Origin of the sequence: Porphyrobacter sp. SLTP (assembly GCF_009905735.1) — a bacterium.
Classification (GTDB): Bacteria; Pseudomonadota; Alphaproteobacteria; order Sphingomonadales; family Sphingomonadaceae; genus Erythrobacter.
The window spans coordinates 1-18,821 of sequence record NZ_JAAALE010000002.1; the positions used below are offsets into that span (position 1 = coordinate 1).

At 66.7% G+C, this 18,821-nt stretch carries 18 protein-coding genes, 1 tRNA gene and 1 riboswitch; of the genes, 8 read left to right on the plus strand and 11 right to left on the minus strand.

All coding sequences use genetic code 11. The features are described from left to right. Positions 1–41 precede the first annotated feature (41 nt). The 6 genes from GVM20_RS01320 (at position 42) to GVM20_RS01345 (ending at position 6,703) form a co-directional block, all read left to right on the plus strand. Positions 42–782, plus strand: a complete 741-nt coding sequence (locus GVM20_RS01320; protein WP_353653085.1) for a hypothetical protein — start codon at positions 42–44, stop codon at positions 780–782. A gap of 117 nt (positions 783–899) precedes the next feature. Continuing rightward, positions 900–975, plus strand: a tRNA-Ala gene (locus tag GVM20_RS01325). 191 nt (positions 976–1,166) lie between these two features. Continuing rightward, positions 1,167–1,357: riboswitch (cobalamin riboswitch) on the plus strand. A 114-nt stretch (positions 1,358–1,471) separates the two neighbouring features. Beyond that, entirely contained in the window at positions 1,472–3,418 is a 1,947-nt protein-coding gene (locus GVM20_RS01330) for a TonB-dependent receptor plug domain-containing protein (RefSeq protein WP_166545519.1), read from the plus strand. A 180-nt stretch (positions 3,419–3,598) separates the two neighbouring features. Continuing rightward, positions 3,599–4,663, plus strand: coding sequence for a GTPase ObgE (gene obgE / locus GVM20_RS01335; protein ID WP_166545520.1), 1,065 nt, complete (start codon positions 3,599–3,601; stop codon positions 4,661–4,663). 7 nt (positions 4,664–4,670) lie between these two features. Continuing rightward, positions 4,671–5,789: a glutamate 5-kinase gene (gene proB, locus GVM20_RS01340; RefSeq protein WP_166545521.1), complete on the plus strand. Its 1,119-nt coding sequence runs from the start codon at positions 4,671–4,673 to the stop codon at positions 5,787–5,789. Beyond that, on the plus strand, positions 5,786–6,703 hold the full coding sequence (locus GVM20_RS01345; RefSeq protein ID WP_166545522.1) for an NAD-dependent epimerase/dehydratase family protein: 918 nt from the start codon (positions 5,786–5,788) through the stop codon (positions 6,701–6,703). Before proB ends, GVM20_RS01345 begins: the two co-directional genes overlap by 4 nt. Before the next feature lie 93 nt (positions 6,704–6,796). Here the strand turns inward: GVM20_RS01345 and GVM20_RS01350 are convergent, their stop codons facing one another. The 10 genes from GVM20_RS01350 to GVM20_RS01395 form a co-directional block, all read right to left on the minus strand. Continuing rightward, positions 6,797–7,549 (minus strand): phosphoadenylyl-sulfate reductase, encoded by a 753-nt coding sequence (locus GVM20_RS01350; RefSeq protein WP_166545792.1) that lies wholly within the window; start codon positions 7,547–7,549, stop codon positions 6,797–6,799. A gap of 22 nt (positions 7,550–7,571) precedes the next feature. Beyond that, positions 7,572–8,033 carry a DUF934 domain-containing protein gene (locus GVM20_RS01355; protein WP_166545523.1) on the minus strand — a complete coding sequence of 154 codons (462 nt, stop codon included), beginning with the start codon at positions 8,031–8,033 and terminating at the stop codon, positions 7,572–7,574. Next, positions 8,026–9,693, minus strand: coding sequence for a nitrite/sulfite reductase (locus GVM20_RS01360; protein WP_166545524.1), 1,668 nt, complete (start codon positions 9,691–9,693; stop codon positions 8,026–8,028). Before GVM20_RS01360 ends, GVM20_RS01355 begins: the two co-directional genes overlap by 8 nt. Next, complete coding sequence (locus tag GVM20_RS01365; RefSeq protein WP_166545525.1) at positions 9,693–10,139, minus strand: hypothetical protein; 447 nt, start codon at positions 10,137–10,139, stop codon at positions 9,693–9,695. The genes GVM20_RS01360 and GVM20_RS01365 overlap by 1 nt, the downstream gene beginning before the upstream one ends. Beyond that, positions 10,139–10,438 carry a DUF2849 domain-containing protein gene (locus GVM20_RS01370; RefSeq protein WP_101791589.1) on the minus strand — a complete coding sequence of 100 codons (300 nt, stop codon included), beginning with the start codon at positions 10,436–10,438 and terminating at the stop codon, positions 10,139–10,141. The genes GVM20_RS01365 and GVM20_RS01370 overlap by 1 nt, the downstream gene beginning before the upstream one ends. Beyond that, the gene (gene cobA, locus GVM20_RS01375; protein WP_166545526.1) at positions 10,435–11,262 is read right to left on the minus strand and encodes a uroporphyrinogen-III C-methyltransferase; all 828 of its coding nucleotides are present in this window, start codon (positions 11,260–11,262) and stop codon (positions 10,435–10,437) included. The genes GVM20_RS01370 and cobA overlap by 4 nt, the downstream gene beginning before the upstream one ends. A 67-nt stretch (positions 11,263–11,329) precedes the next feature. Then, positions 11,330–12,343 (minus strand): mechanosensitive ion channel family protein, encoded by a 1,014-nt coding sequence (locus GVM20_RS01380; RefSeq protein ID WP_166545527.1) that lies wholly within the window; start codon positions 12,341–12,343, stop codon positions 11,330–11,332. Continuing rightward, positions 12,340–13,533 (minus strand): cystathionine beta-lyase, encoded by a 1,194-nt coding sequence (gene metC / locus GVM20_RS01385; RefSeq protein ID WP_166545528.1) that lies wholly within the window; start codon positions 13,531–13,533, stop codon positions 12,340–12,342. Before metC ends, GVM20_RS01380 begins: the two co-directional genes overlap by 4 nt. Then, positions 13,530–14,387, minus strand: coding sequence for a sulfurtransferase (locus GVM20_RS01390; protein WP_166545529.1), 858 nt, complete (start codon positions 14,385–14,387; stop codon positions 13,530–13,532). The genes metC and GVM20_RS01390 overlap by 4 nt, the downstream gene beginning before the upstream one ends. 315 nt (positions 14,388–14,702) lie before the next feature. Continuing rightward, entirely contained in the window at positions 14,703–15,404 is a 702-nt protein-coding gene (locus GVM20_RS01395) for a hypothetical protein (protein ID WP_166545530.1), read from the minus strand. Between the two features lie 25 nt (positions 15,405–15,429). Here GVM20_RS01395 and GVM20_RS16405 point away from each other — a divergent pair, with 25 nt between their 5' ends. Beyond that, complete coding sequence (locus GVM20_RS16405) at positions 15,430–15,828, plus strand: hypothetical protein (protein ID WP_166545531.1); 399 nt, start codon at positions 15,430–15,432, stop codon at positions 15,826–15,828. A gap of 134 nt (positions 15,829–15,962) precedes the next feature. Then, complete coding sequence (gene queF, locus GVM20_RS01405; RefSeq protein ID WP_166545532.1) at positions 15,963–16,436, plus strand: preQ(1) synthase; 474 nt, start codon at positions 15,963–15,965, stop codon at positions 16,434–16,436. Positions 16,437–16,529: 93 nt separating this feature from the next. Here queF and GVM20_RS01410 read toward each other — a convergent pair whose 3' ends face one another. After that, complete coding sequence (locus GVM20_RS01410; RefSeq protein ID WP_166545533.1) at positions 16,530–18,722, minus strand: putative bifunctional diguanylate cyclase/phosphodiesterase; 2,193 nt, start codon at positions 18,720–18,722, stop codon at positions 16,530–16,532. Between the last annotated feature and the right edge of the window lie 99 nt (positions 18,723–18,821).

The following is an 18,821-nucleotide window of genomic DNA, read 5'->3' on the forward strand; positions in this document are numbered from 1 at the left end:
TCACATAGTGTGCGCCGCCCGCCCCGGTGGTGGTCGAGGCCGTGCCCTACCGTCCGCTTCCGCCGGGCGGCGCACACTATGTGATGGATATTCCCCCGCGCGGGCCAGATGGGCGGCGCGTCACCGTCAACAGCAACCTGTCGGATGACCAGCTGGTCTGGAACCTGCGTTCGGCCTGGAATGTCGCGGCGCTCAACTGCCTGACGGCCGAATATGAGCCGATCCTCGAAGGGTATCGCGCCTTCCTGACCAAGAACGTCAAATCGTTGAAGGCGGTGAATGACCGGCTCGAAAAGAGCTACACCAGCCGCTTCCGGGTCCGCCGCGATGCGATCGTGGCGCGCGATGGCTACACCACGCAGGTCTACAACTTCTTCGCCGAGCCTGCCGCCCGTGCAGGGTTCTGCCGCGCCACGCTCGACATGGCGAACCGCGCGCTGGCCGCACCGCCGACCGATGTGCTCGCCTTTGCCCGGGCCAATTTTGATGGCCTGCTGATGCCGTTCGATCAGTTCTTCACCGATTACGAGGCCTATCAGCAAGCCTCGGCAACGTGGGACGACAAGTGGGGCACGCTTTATGGCGCCTCACAGCCCGGCTGGGTCGCCGTGCAGCAGGCCCGCGCCAGCGGCGTCGCTGTGCCGACAGTTGCGGTGCAGACCGTAATCGACCCTGTCACCGGGCTTCCGGTGCCGGTAATCCCGGTCAACGAGGGCGTTGTCTCGCAGCCGATCATCGAACCGATGGCGGCTCCTCCGGCCGAGCGCAAAACCGGGCAATAATCGCAAGGTGAAACGGCCGCAGGCGGCAAAATCTTGCGTTGCAAGGGTCCGCGCTTCTCGCTAATGCGCGCGCTCGCCCGCTCCCTGATCGGATAGGCGGGCGCGAAAACCTGGAACGGGGCCGTAGCTCAGATGGGAGAGCGCGTCGTTCGCAATGACGAGGTCAGGGGTTCGATCCCCCTCGGCTCCACCAGTTTCGGGGCGTTGCCCCTCAACTGGATTCCTTGTTTTCGCCCTCAAGCGCCGGGCGCACCGCGTCCGGGCTGCTTGTCTTCCGCGCCATAGGGCGCGACGGCCGGCCGGCCTTGCGGCGCTTCGCGCCGATTGGCGTCCCTCTGCGATCCTCGAGTTTACACCTCTTGCCGTCAGCTTGGCCTGACGCTATCCCTCTGCCTGCGCCAAGGTAACGGGAATGCGGTTTGATGCCGCAGCTGTCCCTGCAACTGTAAGCGGTGAGTATCAGGTAGCGCGTCCCTCCAGCAGGGACAGCCACTGGGGCGGCAACGCTCTGGGAAGGTGAGCACCGGATGCGTTGATCCGTGAGCCAGGAGACCGACCGGGGCGTGTCGCTCTTTGCTTGGCTCAGGGATTGGCCAGGCGCGGAAACTGACTTTCGTTGTGAGCGACATCGCTGGGCTGTGGGGGAGGTTCCCTCGCGGCCACCATGTTGCTGATGACGGGAGGAATCCGTGAGAAATTTGAAATTGTTGTGCAGCGTCGCTGGGGCGGCGCTGGTTTGGGCTGTGCCGGTTGTGGCGCAGGATCCGGACGCGGTCGCGGATGATTGCTCCGATGGAGGATGCATAGTCGGTCCGGCGATTGTCCCGATCCTCGTGACAGCGAGCCGCGGCCAACCGGTCACCATCAGGGACTATACGGGTTCCTTCACAGTCGTCGACGCTGACCGGATCGAACAGCGCCAGACCCGCGACATCGCCGATCTCCTGCGCGATGTCCCCGGCGTCGCCGTCGCCGGCATTGCAGGCCAGACCCAGATCCGGCTGCGCGGCAGCGAGGCCAACCACGTCCTCGTGCTGGTAGACGGGATCGAGGTCTCCGATCCCTTCGCGGGCGAGTTCGATATCGGCACGCTGCAAGCCGATATCGGCGCGCGGCTTGAAGTGCTGCGCGGGCCGCAATCGGCGCTGTATGGCCCTGATGCTATCGGCGGCGTGGTCGCCTATGAAAGCGCGAGCGGGCGTGCTGTTCCCGGGTTCGCCGCGCGGGTTGAAGGTGGCACGCAAGCGACCGTCAATGGCGCGCTCCGCTACGGCGCTTCGGGTGACAGCTGGGACGCAGCCCTCTCCGCCGTCGTCGTCAGCACCGATGGCCAGCCCAACGCACGGGGCGGCACGCGCGATATCGGGCGCGACAGCTACACCGTCTCGGGCAAGGGCAGTGTCAATCTGAGCGACAGCCTCGCGCTGCGCGCCGCAGCCCGCTTCATCCGCACCGAGGGGCAGACCAATGATAGCGACTTCGACTCTACCAGCCCGACCTTTGGCTTCACCATCGACAGTCCCGGGGTGACGTTCACCAACGAGGCCATCTACGCCCTCATTGGCGCGCGGGCCGAGATGTTGGAGGGGCGCTGGACGCATGATCTGTCCGCTCAGATCGCCGAAGTCGACCGCGAAACGGACAGCCCCTTCGGGCTCACCTCGGCCAGCGAAGGCGACCGCGTCAAGGCGTCCTATGTCACCGCCTTCAATGGGGGCGGGTACCACAACCTCACCTTCGCCGCTGATTACGAAGTCGAAGGCTTTCGCAACGCCACGCCCGGTGGCTTCGCCTTCAACGGGCGGCGCGAGATCGAGCAGATCGGCTTTGTCGGGGAGTATCGCTATTCCGACTCGGCGTTCGATGTCTCGGCCGCGCTGCGCCACGATATCAACGACCTGTTCCGCGATGCCACGACCTTCCGTGTGGGTGCAGGCTATCGGATCACCGACACCACCCGGCTTCGGGCTGCGGCGGGGAGCGGGGTCAAGAACCCCGGCTTCTTCGAACTCTACGGCTTCGTCGACGGGCGCTTCATCGGTAATGCCGCGCTCCGTCCCGAAAAGTCGACCGGCTGGGAAGTCGGCGTGGATCAGCTTCTTGGCAATAGCGCCAGCGTGGCCGTGACCTACTTCGACAGCGAGCTCGAAGGCGAGATCTTTACCACCTTCCCGCCGCCGAACTTCATCGCCACTCCGGCCAACCGCACCACCGTAAGCGAGCAGCGCGGGGTTGAGGTGTCGCTCAATGCCCAATTGGCCGCGCAATGGAGCCTCGACGCGGCCTATTCCTATCTCGATGCCGAGGAGAACGGCGTTGAGGAAGTGCGCCGCCCGCAGCACATCGCCAGCGCAGCGCTGACCTGGACCGCGCCGGGCGATGCTGCCTCGGCAACGCTGGTCGTGCGCCACAATGGCGAGACGCCCGATGTCGCCTTCACCGATCCCAGCTTCGTGCCGGTGCGGGTCAACCTTGATGACTACACCCTCATCAACCTCAACGCCCGGGTGCGGCTGACCGATCAGCTCAGCGCCTTCGCCCGCGTCGATAACCTGCTGGGCGAACGCTACGAGCAGGTGTTCAGCTTCGTCTCCCCCGGTCGCTCTGCGGCGGTGGGCGTCGAGGCGCGGTTCTAGAACGTTCTCCTCCCCTCCCTTGAGGGAGGGGATCGAGGGGTGGGTGTGCGACGTTCGCGGCTGCCGCACACCCATCCCCCAACCCGTTGGGCGGCGCCCAGCTTCGCTTCCCCTCAAGGGAAGGGGAGCAGGATTGCCATTCCCCTCGCAATCGCAGCAAAAATTGCCTATGCGCCCGCGATGCATTTTCTCGACCAAGCCAAGATCTATGTGAAGTCCGGCGGAGGCGGCCCCGGCGCCGTCTCGTTCCGGCGTGAGATGTACGTCGAATATGGCGGCCCTGACGGCGGAAACGGCGGGAAGGGTGGCGATATCGTGTTCGAAGCCGTCGCCGGCCTCAACACGCTGATCGACTTCCGCTATTCGCAGCACTTCAAGGCGCCGCGCGGCGGGCACGGCATGGGCAAGGACCGCACGGGGGCGAGCGCGAAGCCGCTCGTCATCAAGGTGCCGGTGGGCACGCAGATTCTCTCCGAAGACAAGGAGGAGGTGCTTGCCGACTTCACACAGGTTGGCCAGCGCGTCGTCTTCCTCGAAGGTGGGATCGGCGGGCGCGGGAACGCCAGCTACAAGACCTCCACCAACCGCGCACCGCGCCAGCACCAGGACGGGATTCCGGGTCAGGAAGCCTGGGTGTGGCTGCGGCTGAAGCTGCTTGCCGATGTGGGTCTGGTTGGCCTGCCCAATGCGGGCAAATCGACCTTCATCAATGCTGTGTCGAACGCGGGCGCGAAGGTCGGCGACTACGCCTTCACCACCCTCGTACCCAAACTGGGCGTGGTGCGGCACAAGGGCCGCGAATTCGTGCTGGCCGATATTCCGGGCCTGATCGAAGGCGCAGCGGAAGGCGTCGGGATCGGTGACCGCTTCCTCGGCCATATCGAGCGGTGTCGGGTGCTGATCCACCTGATCGACATCACCGGCACCGAAGACGCTGACCCCGCCGAAGCGATGCGGATCGTCGAGGATGAACTGGCAGCCTATGGCGCGGGCCTTGAGGACAAGGCGCGTCTGGTGGTGCTGAACAAGCTCGATCTGGCGGATGCCGAACTGGTCGAGGCCTATAGCGAGGAACTGCTGGTCGCAGGTGCGGACAAGGTGTTCGCGGTGTCGGGCGTGACCGGCGCGGGCATCCCCGAATTGCTCGACGCGGTGCTGGGCTACCTGCCCGATCGCACCTCGACCGAGACCAAGGCGGTCGAGGTGGAGCACGAGGAAGACGCCACCGACTGGTCGCCGCTCTGATCGGCTCATGCTGACCCGCCTGCAAGACATCACCGCCGCGCGGCGGATCGTGGTCAAGATCGGCAGCGCGCTGCTGGTGGGCGGCGGGCAGGCGCGTGAGGGGTGGCTGACGCGGATGGCGGGCGATCTGGCGTCGCTGCGACAGGCGGGCGCGCAGGTGATCGTCGTCAGCTCCGGCGCGATTGCGCTGGGCGCGGCGCGGCTGGGGCTGGCGAAAGGCGGGCGGGGAAGCCTTGCCGACGCGCAGGCCGCCGCCGCCGTGGGCCAGATTGCACTGGCGGATCTGTGGTCGCGGGCGCTGGGCGGTGAGGGCATTACCGCTGCCCAGATGCTGCTGACGCTGGGCGATCTGGAAGACCGGCGGCGGTACCTCAACGCCTCGGCCACACTCGACCGGCTGCTGGAGGCGGGCGTGATCCCCGTCATCAACGAGAACGATTCGGTCGCGACCGAGGAAATCCGCTTCGGCGACAACGACCGGCTGGCCGCGCGGGTGGCGCAGGCGGCCAATGCCGATCTGGTGCTGCTGCTCTCCGACGTGGACGGCCTCTATGACCGCGACCCGCGAGAGGTTGGCGCGGCGTTGATCCCCACGGTTGACGCCGTGACGCCTGAAGTGATGGCGATGGCGAGCGGGGCTTCGTCCTCGGGCATGGGCTCGGGCGGGATGGTGTCCAAGCTGCAAGCCGCGCAAATCGCCACGCGCGCCGGCATCGCGCTGGCGATCCTCAACGGCACGCATGACGCGCCGATTGCCCATGCACTCGCCGCAGGGACCGGGACGCTGTTCCTGCCCGTGCGCGCTGATTCCGCCCGCAAGGCGTGGCTCGGCGGGCGGCTCGCGCCTGCGGGCGAATTGCGCGTCGACACAGGCTGCGCCGAGGCGCTGATGGGCGGGGCGAGCCTGCTGGCGGCCGGCGTAGTGGGCGTCTCGGGCCAGTTCCGGCGCGGCGATCTCGTCAGCGTGCTGAGCCTCAAGGGCGAGCGGCTGGCGCAGGGCCTTGCCGAATATGACGCCGCTGAAATGCAGCTGATCGCTGGCAAGCGCGCCGAGGATCAGGCCGAGCGGCTGGGCTATGCGCCGCGCTCCTGCGTGATCCACCGCGATCACATGGTGCTGCTGTGAGCTTCATCGCCATTACCGGCACGACGGGTTTTGTCGGCAGCGCAGTGCTGGATGCAGCACTGGCCGAGGGCCATCAGGTGCGCGCACTCGCCCGCCGCGACCAGACGCCGCGCGCGGGCGTGGCTTGGGTGCGCGGCGATCTGGGCGATGCGGCGGCGCTTGCGGCCTTGGTCGAAGGCGCGGACGCGGTGATCCATGTCGCGGGCCTCACCAACACGCCGGACCCCGCCGCCTTCGAAACGGCCAACGTCACCGGCACGGCCAACGTCATCGCCGCGATGAAGCAGGCGGGGGCGCGGCGGCTGGTGTTCGTTTCCTCGCTCTCGGCGCGCAAACCGGAGCTGTCGGCCTATGGCGCGTCCAAGGCTAAGGCCGAGGGATTGGTCGAAGCCTCCGGTCTCGACTGGACCACGGTGCGCCCGCCCGGCGTGTACGGCCCGCGCGATGTCGACTACCTCGAGATGTTCCGCACCGCAAAGTGGGGCTTCGTGCCGCTGCCGCCCGGCGGGGCGAGTTCGATCATTCACGCCGACGATCTCGCGCGCCTGCTGGTGGCGCTGGCGGCAGGCAACGCGGCTTCAACCAAGAAGCAGACCTACGAACCCGATGACGGGCGCGAGGGCGGGTGGAGCCACAAGGAGCTGGCACAAGCGATCGGCCGCGCGGTGGGCAAGCAAAGCGTCTTCGCTCCGCACTTGCCGCGCGCTGTGCTGGAGGCCACGGCCACGGCCGACCGGCTGCTGCGCGGCGACCGCGCGAAACTCACCGCCGACCGTGTGGGATACATGGCCCACCCCAACTGGGTATCGCGGTTCGACCGCAAGCCGCCACCGGGGCTGTGGCAGCCGAGGATTGGGGGCGAGGAGGGGCTAAAGGCGACGGCCGAATGGTACGCCCGAGAGGGGTGGCTCTAAACCCGATCGTCACCCCGGACTTGATCCGGGGCCGCTTTCGCCAAGGCGCCAGGATTTGAGCGATCCCGGGTCAAGCCCGGGATGACGATTCCATCAAAGGAAAGGCTCCTCGCCCGGCTTGTGGATGCCGCATTCGGTCTTGTCCCAGCCCTTCCACCGGCCGGAGCGCGGGTCTTCACCCGGCGCGACCTGCGAGGTGCAGGGCGAGCAGCCGATCGAGGGATAGCCTTGCGCGATCAGGGGATGGCGGGGGAGATCGTGCTGGATGAAGTAGCCTTCGATCTGGCCCGCGTCCCAATCGATCAGCGGATTGATCTTGAGCCGCCCCTGCGCGTCCGAAGTGTCCACCTCGAAGCGCGGCAGATTGGCGCGGGTTGCGGCCTGGAACGCCTTGCGACCCGTGAAGCTGGCATCGTACCGCGCCATCGCCTTTTCGAGCGGGCGCACCTTGCGGATCTCGCAGCAGCCATCGGGATCGTAAGACCACCGGAGGCCGGTCTCGTCCCGCTTGGCCAGCTCCTCGGCATCCGGTGTCAGCACCACCAGATTGAGGCCGAGCCGCTCCACCAGAAGATCGCGGTACGCCAGCGTCTCGGGGAAATGCTTGCCCGTGTCGAGGAACAGCACCGGCACCGACGGATCGACGCTGGCGATCAGGTGCAGCAGCACCGCGCTCTCCGCGCCGAAACTGGAGACCACCGCGAGATCGCCCGCGAGCCCGTCACGGATCACCGCTTCGAGCATTTCGGCGGTGCTGCTGCCCCGAAACATATTGTTGAGGCGCACCGCGTCATGCTCGGTAAAGCGGGGCGCGAGGTTGAGGATGTCGGGCGTGTGCGCGATCATCCCGATCTTGGCGAGGGAAACGTCAGGCTTCATGGCGCTTGTCCGCGATGGTCGCCCGGCGGTCGGCCGCGCGCTGGTACACGTTGTCCCACGTTGCGAAGGCCCGCGCCGCGTCGTCTTCATCCAAGCGCTTGTCGGGGGCGAAGCTGTCGAACCCGCAGCGGCGCATGTGGCTGAGCTGGTCGATCAGCACCTGACCCACAGCGCGCAATTCGCCGGTGTAACCCGCCTCACGCAGGATGCGCGCCGCCGAGTAGCCACGCCCGTCACCAAAGCTCGGGAAGTTGACTTCGACCAGCGCGAGGCGATCGAGGAAGGGCAAGAGCAGCCGCGCATCGTCACCCGGCTCGATCCTGACCGCGGCGGCGTTGGTCTGGTCGCAGCAGGCGTCCACCGTCACCGTGCCGTGATCGACGGGCTCGTCGTCACGGAAGCGGAACTGCACTTCGTCGGGCGACGTGCCGAGATTGCTGGTATCAACCATACAAGGCCTCCTTGAACGGCTCCATGCCGATGCGGCGGTAGGTATCGAGGAAGCGCTCACCCTCGGCGCGGGTGGCGAGATAGACATCGGTGACCTTTTCGACCGCCGCGACCACGCCGTCCTCGTCAAAGCCGGGACCGGTGATCTTGGCGAGGCTGACGTCTTCGGCCTCGCTGCCGCCAAGCGAGAGCTGGAAGTTCTCCTTGCCCTTCTTGTCGACGCCAAGGATGCCAATGTGGCCCGCGTGGTGGTGCCCGCAGGCGTTGATGCAGCCGGAAATCTTGAGCTTCAATTCGCCGACCACTTCAGTGCGACCCGAAGCGGCGAAGCGCTCCGAAATGCGCTGGGCGAGGGGGATCGAACGCGCGTTGGCGAGCGAGCAGTAATCGAGACCGGGACAAGCGATAATGTCCTCGATCGTGTCCATGTTGGGGCTGCCGAGGCCTGCGGCGTCGAGCGCCTGCCAGAGCGTCGGAAGGTCGGCGATGGCGACATGGGGCAGCAGCAGGTTCTGCGTGTGCATCACCCGCAACTCGTCGAAGCTGTAATCACGCGCCAGCTTGGCGACGACGCGCATCTGGTCAGCCGTGGCATCGCCGGGGATGCCGCCTGCGGGCTTGAGGCTGATGACAGCGGAGACGTAACCGGGTGCCTTGTGCGCGTGAGTGTTGCGGCGGACCCAACGACCAAACGCGCTTCCCTGACCTCCGTTCGCCTCAAGCATCGTCGAGAGGCGCTGCTCGAAGGGTGTCTCGACTTTAGACGACACGAACGGAGGGTCAGCGAAATGCGTCGCAATCCGCGCCAGCTCCTCCAGCGGCGGCTCAACACCGACGCTCAGCATATGGGCGAATTCTTCCTCGACCTGCCGGGTGTATTCCGCCGCGCCCAGTTCATGGACGAGGATCTTGATCCGCGCCTTGTACTTGTTGTCGCGCCGGCCGTAGCGGTTGTAGACCCGCAGGCAGGCCTCGGCATAGGTGATGAGCTGGTCGAGCGGCACGAAGTCGCGGATCAGCGGGGCGATCATCGGCGTGCGGCCCATGCCGCCACCCGCATAGAACTGCGCGCCAATCTCGCCGTCACGCTTGACGATGCGGATGCCGATATCGTGCAGCCGCATCGCTGCGCGGTCCGTTTCGGAGCCGATCACCGCGATCTTGAACTTGCGCGGCAGGTAGGTGAACTCCGGGTGGAAGCTCGACCACTGGCGCATCAGCTCGGCGTAGGGGCGGGGGTCCACCACCTCGTCCGCAGCCGCGCCCGCGAAGTGATCGGCGCTGATGTTGCGGATGCAGTTCCCGCTGGTCTGGATCGCGTGCATCTCGACCTTCGCCAGATCGGCGAGGATATCGGCGGCGTCTTCCAGTTTGATCCAATTGTACTGGATGTTCTGGCGGGTGGTGAAGTGGCCGTAGCCGCGGTCATACTTCTCCGCGATGTCGGCCAGCGCCTCCATCTGCCGCGCGTTGAGCGTGCCATAGGGGATGGCAACGCGCAGCATATAGGCGTGGAGCTGCAAATAGAGCCCGTTCATCAGCCGCAGCGGCTTGAACTGGTCTTCGGTCAGCTTGCCTTCAAGGCGGCGGCGGGCCTGATCGCGGAATTCCTCCACGCGGGCATCGACCATCGCCTGGTCGTAGGAGTCGTAACGGTACATCAGCGGGTTCCAGTCAGAACGGGGAGGCGTTCGGTGCCGAGGATGGTGCCAAGCTCGCGCAGGGTCTTGCCCTCGACCGGCACCACTGTGTGCGCGGCGCGGATGGCACCGAAGGCGGCCTGGGTGGCGGGATCGTCATAACCCAGCGGGGTGGGGTAGCCGACCTCAACCAGCAGATCCCACTCGCCATCGGGGGCGGGGTTGGCGATCAGGCGGTAGGAGGTGAACAGGCCCTGCTCGACCGCCTTGGCGTCCATCGCGAACCAGTTGAGGAAAATGAAGGCGGTCAGATTGGCGCGCTCACCCGGCAGGGCCTTGAGACGCGTCCATTCGACCACCATCGTGGCCCGAGCTGCGGCAGGGGCAGGGGCGGGCGCCGGTTGCGCCGCGGCGGGCGTAGCGCCGAAGGCAAAGGCCGAGGCGAGGGTGACGGCAGCAGCGCGCATCAGATCACCCAGTCCCAGCCGGTCTTGTTGGCGGTCGGCACCGCAAGGTCGCGCCGCACGGTCGGGCCGAGCGCGCGCACCCGGTCCTTGATATGCGCCGGGCGCACGTGGCCGCCTGCGTCGATGGTCGCCTCGATGGCGTAAGGCACGTTGACCCGGCGCGCGGCTTCCTCGCGGGCGAGGATTTCTTCCGCGTCATCGCCGACATCGACGGCATCGTCGACGAACAGCGACCAGCCGGTGCCATTCCACCACGTCACCGCGCCCGAGCGCAGGTCATTGCCGGTGAGGATTTTCATGCCTCGATCTCTCCAATAAGGCGCCCGTCATCCCGGGCTTGACCCGGTACCGCTGCCAGCAAAGCGCTTACCTCCGAACGATCCTGACTTTCGTCAGGATGACGGTGGAGGCGCGCGGTCACTTCACCGATCACGATCAGCGCAGGGCTCTTCACAGCCTCTGCCTCGACCAGGTCCGGCAGACCGGCGAGCAACCCGCGCAGCACCCGCATTTCCGGGCGCGCGGCGTTTTCGATCACGGCGACGGGCATCGACGGCGCGAGGCCATCAGCCATCAGCTTCTCGGCAATCTGCGGCGCGGTGGAGACGCCCATGTAGATCACCAGCGTCCGGCCCTTGCCGGCAAGGCCCGACCAGTCCTGCTCCGCCAGACCCTTGCACTGGCCTGCGACGAAGCTGACGATGCTGGAGGTGTCACGGTGGGTGAGCGCAATGCCGCTGGCGGCAGCGGCGCCATTGGCCGCCGAAATGCCGGGCACGACCTCGACCGGGACGCCCGCGGCACGCGCGGTTTCGGCTTCCTCGCCGCCGCGCCCGAAGATGAAGGGATCGCCGCCTTTGAGCCGCACCACATCGCGTCCCGCCTGCGCCTCACGCACCAGCAGCGCGTTGATTTCCTCCTGCGGCAGCGTGTGCCGCGCGCGCTGCTTGGCGACCGAGATCAGCCGCGCATCGGGCCGCGCCAGACCGAGAATATCCGGGCCGATCAGCCCGTCATGGACGATCACTTCCGCCTGCTCGATCAGGCGTACCGCGCGCAGGGTCAGGAGGTCCACCGGACCCGGCCCCGCGCCGACGAGATAGATGGTGCCAGTCTGCTGCATGACACCGCACATGGGCGAGCGCGCCAATCCGTTCCAGCGAGAATGGTTTGGCCGCGGCGAAGCGGAACTATTGCGCTTCAGGCTTGGGCCGTTCGACGCGCTGTTCCAGCACGTCCATCAGCCGCTCCAGCTCGCCGCTTTGGCGCAGGCGCAGATCGCGCTGGGGGTAGGGAATCTCGACCCCGTGCTCCTTGAACAGCGCCCACAGGTGCTTGAGCACTTCACTGCGGACATTGCCCACGCCTTCCTCGGGATCGTTGATCCAGCAGTGGATGGTGAAATCGACCGAATTGTCGCCAAACCCGCCCCACCACACCGTAGGTGGCGGGGTATCGAGCACGCGCCGCGCGTTCTTGGCGGCCTTCAGCATCAGCTCTTCGGCGAGCGCCATATCGGCATCGTAGCTCACCCCGACCTGCACCTGGATGCGGACATTGCGCGAGGAATAGGACCAGTTCTCGACCTGATTGATCATCAGGTTTTCGTTCGGGATCAGATATTCGCGCTCATCGCGGGTCACGACCGAGATCGCTCGGATGCCGATCTTGCGGATCTGGCCGAAGGTCTGCACCCCGGCCTGATCGGTCACGGCGATCACGTCCCCCGGCTTGATCGACTTGTCCATCAGCAGGATGATGCCGGAGATGAGGTTGCCGAAGGTCTTTTGCAGGCCGAACCCGATGGCGAGACCAAAGGCCCCCGAAAAGACGGTGAGCGCGGTGAGGTCGATCCCGAGCAGATCGACGCCGATCAGGAAGGTCGTGATCCAGATCACGATGGTGGCGACCTTTTCGGCCAGCACGCGCTGGGTGCCGTCGAGTGCGGTCAAGCGGCGCAGCGCGCTCCGGGTGAGGCGGGTCGCGCCCCAGGCAAAGGCGAGCACGAGCAGGATCGCGGCGACCGTGAACAGCACATCGAACGCCGAGATGCGCCAATCGCCGACCTCGACCGCGAAAGTATCGAGCCGGTTGAGGATCCCGCCGATGGTCTCGCTGCGCTCGCCAATATCCTCGCGCAGATTGTCCGCGCCGCTGACGATTTCGGACGGGTCCGGGGACGGCGTGGGGGCGGGCTGGGTCATCCGGCTTGCGCCAGCGCCTGCGCCAGATCGGCGATCAGATCGTCGGCATCCTCCAGCCCGATGGAAAGGCGGAGCGCAGGCCTGCCGCCGGTCGGGCAAGACATCAGGCTGCGATAGGTTTTGGGCGTGATCGGCAGGACCAGGCTTTCAAACCCGCCCCAGCTGTAGCCGATCCCGAACAGCTCCAGCGCATCGGCCACGCGGGCCGAGGCTTGCGGATCATCGCTCGCCAGTACGAAGGCGAACAGCCCGCAGCCGCCGGTGAAATCGCGCGCCCACAAGGCATGGCCGGGGGCCGAGGGCAGCATCGGGCACAGCACCTCAGCCACTTGCGGCTGCGCTGCAAGCCATTCGGCGATTTTGAGCGCCGAGCGGGTTTGCGCTTCCAGTCGAAGGCCCATGGTGCGCAGGCCGCGTGCGGCGAGCGCGGCATCGTCGGGTGCAACCACCTGACCCAGTTCCTGCGCAGTGCGGCGCAGCGCAGTGTACCAGCGCTTGCCGGCACTGGCGCTGCCCATCATCAGATCGGAATGGCCGCCGACATGCTTCGACAGGCTCATCATCACGATGTCGCAGCCGTGTTTCAGCGCGGCAAAGCCCAAGGGGCTGGCCCAGGTGTTGTCGACCATAGAGACAGCGCCATGTTCGCGGGCGATAGCGGCAAGGGCCGGGATGTCGCAGACCTCGAAGGTGAGGCTGCCGGGATTTTCCAGCCACACAGCTTTCACCGGATCAGCGAACAGCGCGGCATAGGCGTCGAGATCGCGCGGGTCGAAAAAGGTCGTCGTCACCCCCATCCGCGTCAGCAGCCCCGTCGCCATCGAGCGCGAGGGATCATAGGCGTTGTCGGCCATCAGCAGCCGGTCACCCGGCTTCAGAACGCTGAACATACACCCGGCAATCGCTGCCACGCCGCTGGGGTAAAGCTGGGTGCCGTAAGCGCCCGGCTCTATCTGGGTGAGCGCCTCTGCGAGCGCCCACTGGGTCGGCGCGCCGCGGCGGCCATAGAAGAACTGCCCATCGGCATTGTTGCCGCCCGCCGCGTGGCGATCAGCGTCCTTGTCATAGAGGTGGGTCGAGGCGCGCCATACCGGCGGGTTCACCACCGGCCCGGTCCATTCCTTGCGCCGCCCGCCGCGCACCAGCCGGGTAGCGGGCTTCAGGGGCTTGCCGCTATCGCTGCCGCTCATTCGGCGGGGCCCTGAAGCTTGGGCGTATCGGGATCGGCGCTCCATTCGCTCCAGCTGCCATCATACAGCGCGGTGTCGTGCTTGCCGATCAGGTGCATCGCAAACATCAACACGCTGGCGGTGACGCCGCTGCCACAGGTGGTGGTGACGGGTTGGTCGAGGTCGATCCCGGCAGCGATCAGCGCGGCGCGGATCTCTTCCGGCGATTTGTAGGTGCCGTCAGCGTTCAGCACGCCGCCGAACGGCAGGTTCAGGGCGCCGGGAATGCGGCCATTCGGGCCGCCATGCACCGGGTCGATACCCGTGCCATAGACTCGGTCAGCCCCGCGCGCGTCGAGCACCTGTTCGCGGCCGCTGGCGATATTGGCGAGCATATCGGCCTTGCTGCGCACCCGCCGGGGCGGGGCGAGGTGGACGGGCGCGATGGTCGCGCCATGCTCCGCCCCGCTGCCGAGCGCGCGGCCTTCTGCGCGCCATTTGCCGAGGCCTCCATCAAGGATCGCGACATTGTCCCAGCCCATCGCGGTCAGCACAAACCACGCCCGCGCCGAGGTGCGGATCGCGCTGTCATCATAGAGGATGATCGCGTCCTCGCCCCGCACCCCCAGCAGGCCGAGCCGCGCGGCGAGTTGATCGGGGGTGGGAAAGGCATAGGGCACGCTCGATCCGGCATCGAACAGGCTCGCCAGCCCGAGGAAGCGTGCGCCGGGGATATGCCCTTCGGCAAACTCGGCCCCCGCATCGCGCGCGGCGGCAGGCAGGTGGTATGAGGCATCCAGCACGGCAAGGCCGGGCGCACCCAGGTTGTCGGCGAGCCATTGGGTCGAAACGAGCGCAGAAGGAAGCTTGGTCATGGGGCGAACCCTAGCGTGCCGCGAGCGGCGGCGCAAAGGCTGCGCGGCTTGCTGGCGAGCGGGGCGGTGTGCGGGCGGGCCGAGCTGGTGCCTCCCCCTTCGCTTTGCGAATGGGGAGGTGGCACCGCGCAGCGGTGTCGGAGGGGTAGGCGGCAAGCAAGAACCCCTCCGTCAGCCGCCTGCGGCGTCGCCACCTCCCCATCCTTTCAAAACGGGGAGAGACTTCCGGGGAATCAGCGCTTCCCTACACGCTCCGGCGCGGCAGCCGCGTATGGCGGGCGCGGGAGGGGGAGGCGGCGGCTTGCGGCGCGCGAATCAGGCTGCGGCAGCGGCCGGCGGCAGCGACACGACCTGCGCCACCAGCCCGGCGATTTTTCCCGGCGGCTGGTCGAGCGGGATCGGGTGCAAGCGGCCCGCACCGCTCCCGCTCGGCGGGCCGATCACGAAGCTGCGGTTGATTGCGTGCAGGCCTTCACCTTCCAGCGTGATGTGAACCAGCGGCACGAACAGCGGAGTCATCCCCTGCCGCAGCGGCTGGATCGCAGACAGCGGCATTTGCACCTCGCCAGTGATGCTGCGCGCCTGCTGCGGGCCGACGCGCGCGATTCCGGCGGCGGATTGTGCGGCTGCGGCGGAGGGCGCAGCGCCCGCACTCGCCCGCGCGCAGGCGAGCTGGGCGGTAGCGGCAAGGTCGGTCACCGCGCGGTCTGATCGGTTGGCGATATTGAGGCGGTATTGCACCGTGAACATCATCACGCTGCGGGTCGCCGCAATGATGTCGAGGGTGAGGTCGAGCCGGGGCGCATCGTCGCTGCTGGTTGGCGCTGCCGTATCACGGGCATCGACCGGCGGAGCGAGGCGCGCGACCTTGGGCTTGCGCCGCCGCTGCCAGATCGCAAACCCGCCCAGCACCGCGATTGCCGCGAGCGCGCTTGCGACAAGCGGCCACCATTCGGCGAGATCGAACAGTGGTTCGCCCACGGCCACGCTCGGGCTGGTCGCCGGTGCGGTAGGCACCACCTGCGTCCCGGCAGGCGGGAGCGTGAACGGATCGCCCGTCGCGCTGTCCGAAGGCGTGGCGGCAGGCGCGGGCGCGGCAGTCGCAGGCGCGCTCGCTTGCGGCGCGGGCCGGGGCGCGGCTGACGGGCTGGGGATCAGAATATCGCGCGGGCTCGGGCTCGGCGAGCGTGCCGCGCTCGGCGAAGGGAGCGGCTCGATGACCGGCGAGGGCGCGGCACTCGGCGCGGCGCGCGGCGGGATCGCCACCCCGGCGCGTTCGTCCGCCGGGCCCGCGGGGACAGGGCTGGGCGTCGGTGTCGCTTCGGGCAGGGTAAAGGTGCCGGGCGACCGCTGGGCCAAAAGCGGCGCGGCCAGCGCCAGCGCGGCGGCAGTCAGGCAAGCGGGAAAGAAGCGGGCAGGCAAGCGGTTCATGGCGCGGTGAAGCTCAACTGAGTCGGGAAAGCCGGGAATTGTGGGCGGTGCAGGGTGAACCTGCGCTGTCCCCATAGGGATTTGCGTGCCGCTGCGTCCAGTTCCCCGCTTGCGTCCATCCGCGCTTCAAGGCAACAGCGCGGCATGGAAAGCACACCCGATAAGCCCACGCTCGCTCCGCAATTTCTCGGCCGCGATACTCCGTTGCCGGCCTCGCCCGAAGAAGCGGTGCTCGACTACGTCCCCAATCCGCGCCCCGGCCTGACCTTTCTGGTCCGGTTTGTCTCGCCCGAGTTTACCTCGCTGTGCCCGGTCACCAACCAGCCCGATTTCGCGCATCTGGTGATCGACTATGTGCCGGGCGAAACCATCGTCGAGAGCAAGAGCCTGAAGTTGTTCCTCGGGAGCTTTCGCAATCACAACGGCTTCCACGAAGATGTGACCGTGGGGATCGGAGTGCGCCTGTTCGAAGAGATGCGCCCGCAATGGCTGCGGATCGGCGGCTACTGGTATCCGCGCGGCGGCATTCCGATCGACGTGTTCTGGCAAAGCGGCGCGCCGCCCGAAGGCCTGTGGCTGCCCGATCAGGGCGTGCCGACCTATCGCGGACGCGGCTGAGCACGCTGTCGTCGCATAGGCGGGTCGTTGCCGGTTCGTTGCGAGGTGGTTGCGCGTTCTTGCGATGCTCCACGTGAAACATCGCGGCGCGGTTCAAAGCCCCGGCGCGCTCAGTTCGAGCTGGACGAACTTGGGCACGGTCTTGTTCGCCTCGCGCCACTTGGCGAGCGGGAAGGCCCCTGCGCCGAGCGCCGCAAGCGGGATTCCCGCTTCGGCCAGTGAATAGGGCGAGATGCGGTGCCGGGTCATGAACCCGCCACTGCCGTCGCTGATCATCGAGGTTTCAAACTTCAGACCCTGGCTGTTCTCGGTGGCGTTGACCACCTTGCTCACCACCAGCTGCCCGTGGCCGAGATCAAGCACCACGTCGGTCCCGACCGGCACCCCGGCCAGCCCCGTAATCCGCGCACCGGTCTTGGACAGGTTGCGCAGGATCACGTCGTAATAGTGATCTTCGTGGATCAGCCCGACCTTGCGGAAGATCGTGATCCGCTCAGCGCGGTGGCGCGGCGGGCCGCTGGGGCGGAACATGCTCGACCCTTCGGCGAACTGCGCCAGCACCTGATCCTGCGTGATCGGGCGCGAGAAAATGTAGCCCTGCACCAGATCTGCGCCGCGGGCCTTGACCAGCTCCAGCTCGTCCATCGCCTCGACCCCTTCGGCGACGGTTTCCATGCCGAGCGCCTTGGCGAGCGCGACGATCGCGGTGATGATCGCAGGGTTGGTGTCGCCGTTCTCGGTGCAGCCGCGCACGAAGCTCTGGTCGATCTTGATCTTGTTGAAGTGGCCGTGCTTGAGGTAGCCGAGCGATGAATAGCCGGTGCCGAAATCGTCGAGCGACAAGCGCACGCCCAGCTTCTTCAGATCGCGGAAGATTGCATCGACCGTTTCCAAGTCGCCAACGAATACGCTTTCGGTGATCTCCAGCTCAAGCCGACCCGGTGCCAGGCCCGAGGCTTGCAGCGCCGCCGCCACCGCCTTGCGATAGCCGGGGCGGATGAACTGTTTGGCCGAGACATTGACCGCCACGCGGATCGTATCGGGCCAGGACAGCGCATCCATACAAGCCTGCTTCAGCGCCATTTCGCCGATGCGGATGATGAGATCGTCATTCTCGGCGACGGGGATGAACTGCGCCGGGCTGATGTCGCCCTCGTCCTCGTCATGCCAGCGCAGCAGCGCTTCAAAGCACTTCACTTCGTTGGTGATCGGATCGACCAGCGGCTGATAGGCAAGTTTCAGCTCCCCGCGATCCACCGCATCGCGCAGCCGGTCGCCCAGCATTGCAGTCTTGGAAGCGGCGTCGCGCAATTCGCTCGTGAAGAAGCAGAAGGTGCCTCCGCGGGTTTCCTTGGCAGAGTACAGCGCCATGTCGGCCGCGCGGGTCAGCTCGTCCGTCTCCACCCCGTCATAGGGCGCAATCGCGATGCCGACCGACGTGCCGATGATCGCCCGGCGGCCATTGATCTGATAGGGCTGCGAGATTGACTGGACGATGCGATTGGCCAGTTCGCCCAGCGTGCCGCGGTCATCCATGTCGGGCAGCAGGACTTGGAATTCATCGCCGCCCAACCGGCCAACCTCGCCGTGGTCCTTGACGATCGAGGAAAGGCGCTGGGCCACCTGCTTGAGCAATTCGTCGCCCGCGGGATGGCCCATGGTGTCGTTGACCTGCTTGAAGCGGTCGAGATCAAGCATCATCAGCGCGCAGCTGCGCTGGCTGACACGGAAGGCGGACAGCATGGCAGTCAGCCGCTCGTTCAGCTTGCGACGGTTGGCGAGCCCGGTCAGCTCGTCCACCTGTGATTGCCGCGCGACTTGCGTTTCGTAAGCAAATTGCGCCGAGATATCGACCGCGCTGCCGCGATAGCCCTTGAAGTTGCCGGCCGCGTCAGACAGCGGCCGCCCATTGAGCCGCCACCAGCGCGTTGCGCCGCGCCCGTTGGGCACCGCGACGATCTGCTCGTCGAGCTTGGAGCGGGCCTTGAGCTTGAAGGCGAGGCTGCGCTGCGATGGGCCGCCATCTTCCTCGTCGACATCCTGAAATACCTGCGTCAGCGGCTTGCCGATCATCGTTTCGCTATCGGTGCCGAGATCGACCAGCGCGCGTTGCGACAGGAAGCTCAGATGGCCTTCCGCGTCGGTCGCCCAGAACATGCCAATGCCGAGTTCCTCGACCTCGCCCAGCACAACGGCACGGTCGGGACGCGATTCCGCGACCGGAGTCTGCCCGTCTGGCGCCGGGCGCTTGGGCTCACGCGCGGATTTGAGAAAGCCAAGTGGCATTGCTCGTCCTTGTTTGGGGGCTGGATTGCGCAGCACTCACGACGGCTGCAAGTGATAGCCCAAACGTGATTGATAAACCGTTACGGCTAACGCCAAGCG

Coding starts and splice junctions, on each gene's coding strand:
- GVM20_RS01365 (WP_166545525.1), bottom strand. CDS start 10,139: ATGCGCGCTGCTGCCGTCACCCTCGCCTCGGCCTTTGCCTTCGGCGCT.
- obgE (WP_166545520.1), top strand. CDS start 3,599: ATGCATTTTCTCGACCAAGCCAAGATCTATGTGAAGTCCGGCGGAGGC.
- proB (WP_166545521.1), top strand. CDS start 4,671: ATGCTGACCCGCCTGCAAGACATCACCGCCGCGCGGCGGATCGTGGTC.
- cobA (WP_166545526.1), bottom strand. CDS start 11,262: ATGCAGCAGACTGGCACCATCTATCTCGTCGGCGCGGGGCCGGGTCCG.
- GVM20_RS01360 (WP_166545524.1), bottom strand. CDS start 9,693: ATGTACCGTTACGACTCCTACGACCAGGCGATGGTCGATGCCCGCGTG.
- GVM20_RS01410 (WP_166545533.1), bottom strand. CDS start 18,722: ATGCCACTTGGCTTTCTCAAATCCGCGCGTGAGCCCAAGCGCCCGGCG.
- GVM20_RS01370 (WP_101791589.1), bottom strand. CDS start 10,438: ATGAAAATCCTCACCGGCAATGACCTGCGCTCGGGCGCGGTGACGTGG.
- GVM20_RS01380 (WP_166545527.1), bottom strand. CDS start 12,343: ATGACCCAGCCCGCCCCCACGCCGTCCCCGGACCCGTCCGAAATCGTC.
- GVM20_RS01350 (WP_166545792.1), bottom strand. CDS start 7,549: ATGATCGCGCACACGCCCGACATCCTCAACCTCGCGCCCCGCTTTACC.
- GVM20_RS01390 (WP_166545529.1), bottom strand. CDS start 14,387: ATGACCAAGCTTCCTTCTGCGCTCGTTTCGACCCAATGGCTCGCCGAC.
- metC (WP_166545528.1), bottom strand. CDS start 13,533: ATGAGCGGCAGCGATAGCGGCAAGCCCCTGAAGCCCGCTACCCGGCTG.
- GVM20_RS01355 (WP_166545523.1), bottom strand. CDS start 8,033: ATGGTTGATACCAGCAATCTCGGCACGTCGCCCGACGAAGTGCAGTTC.
- queF (WP_166545532.1), top strand. CDS start 15,963: ATGGAAAGCACACCCGATAAGCCCACGCTCGCTCCGCAATTTCTCGGC.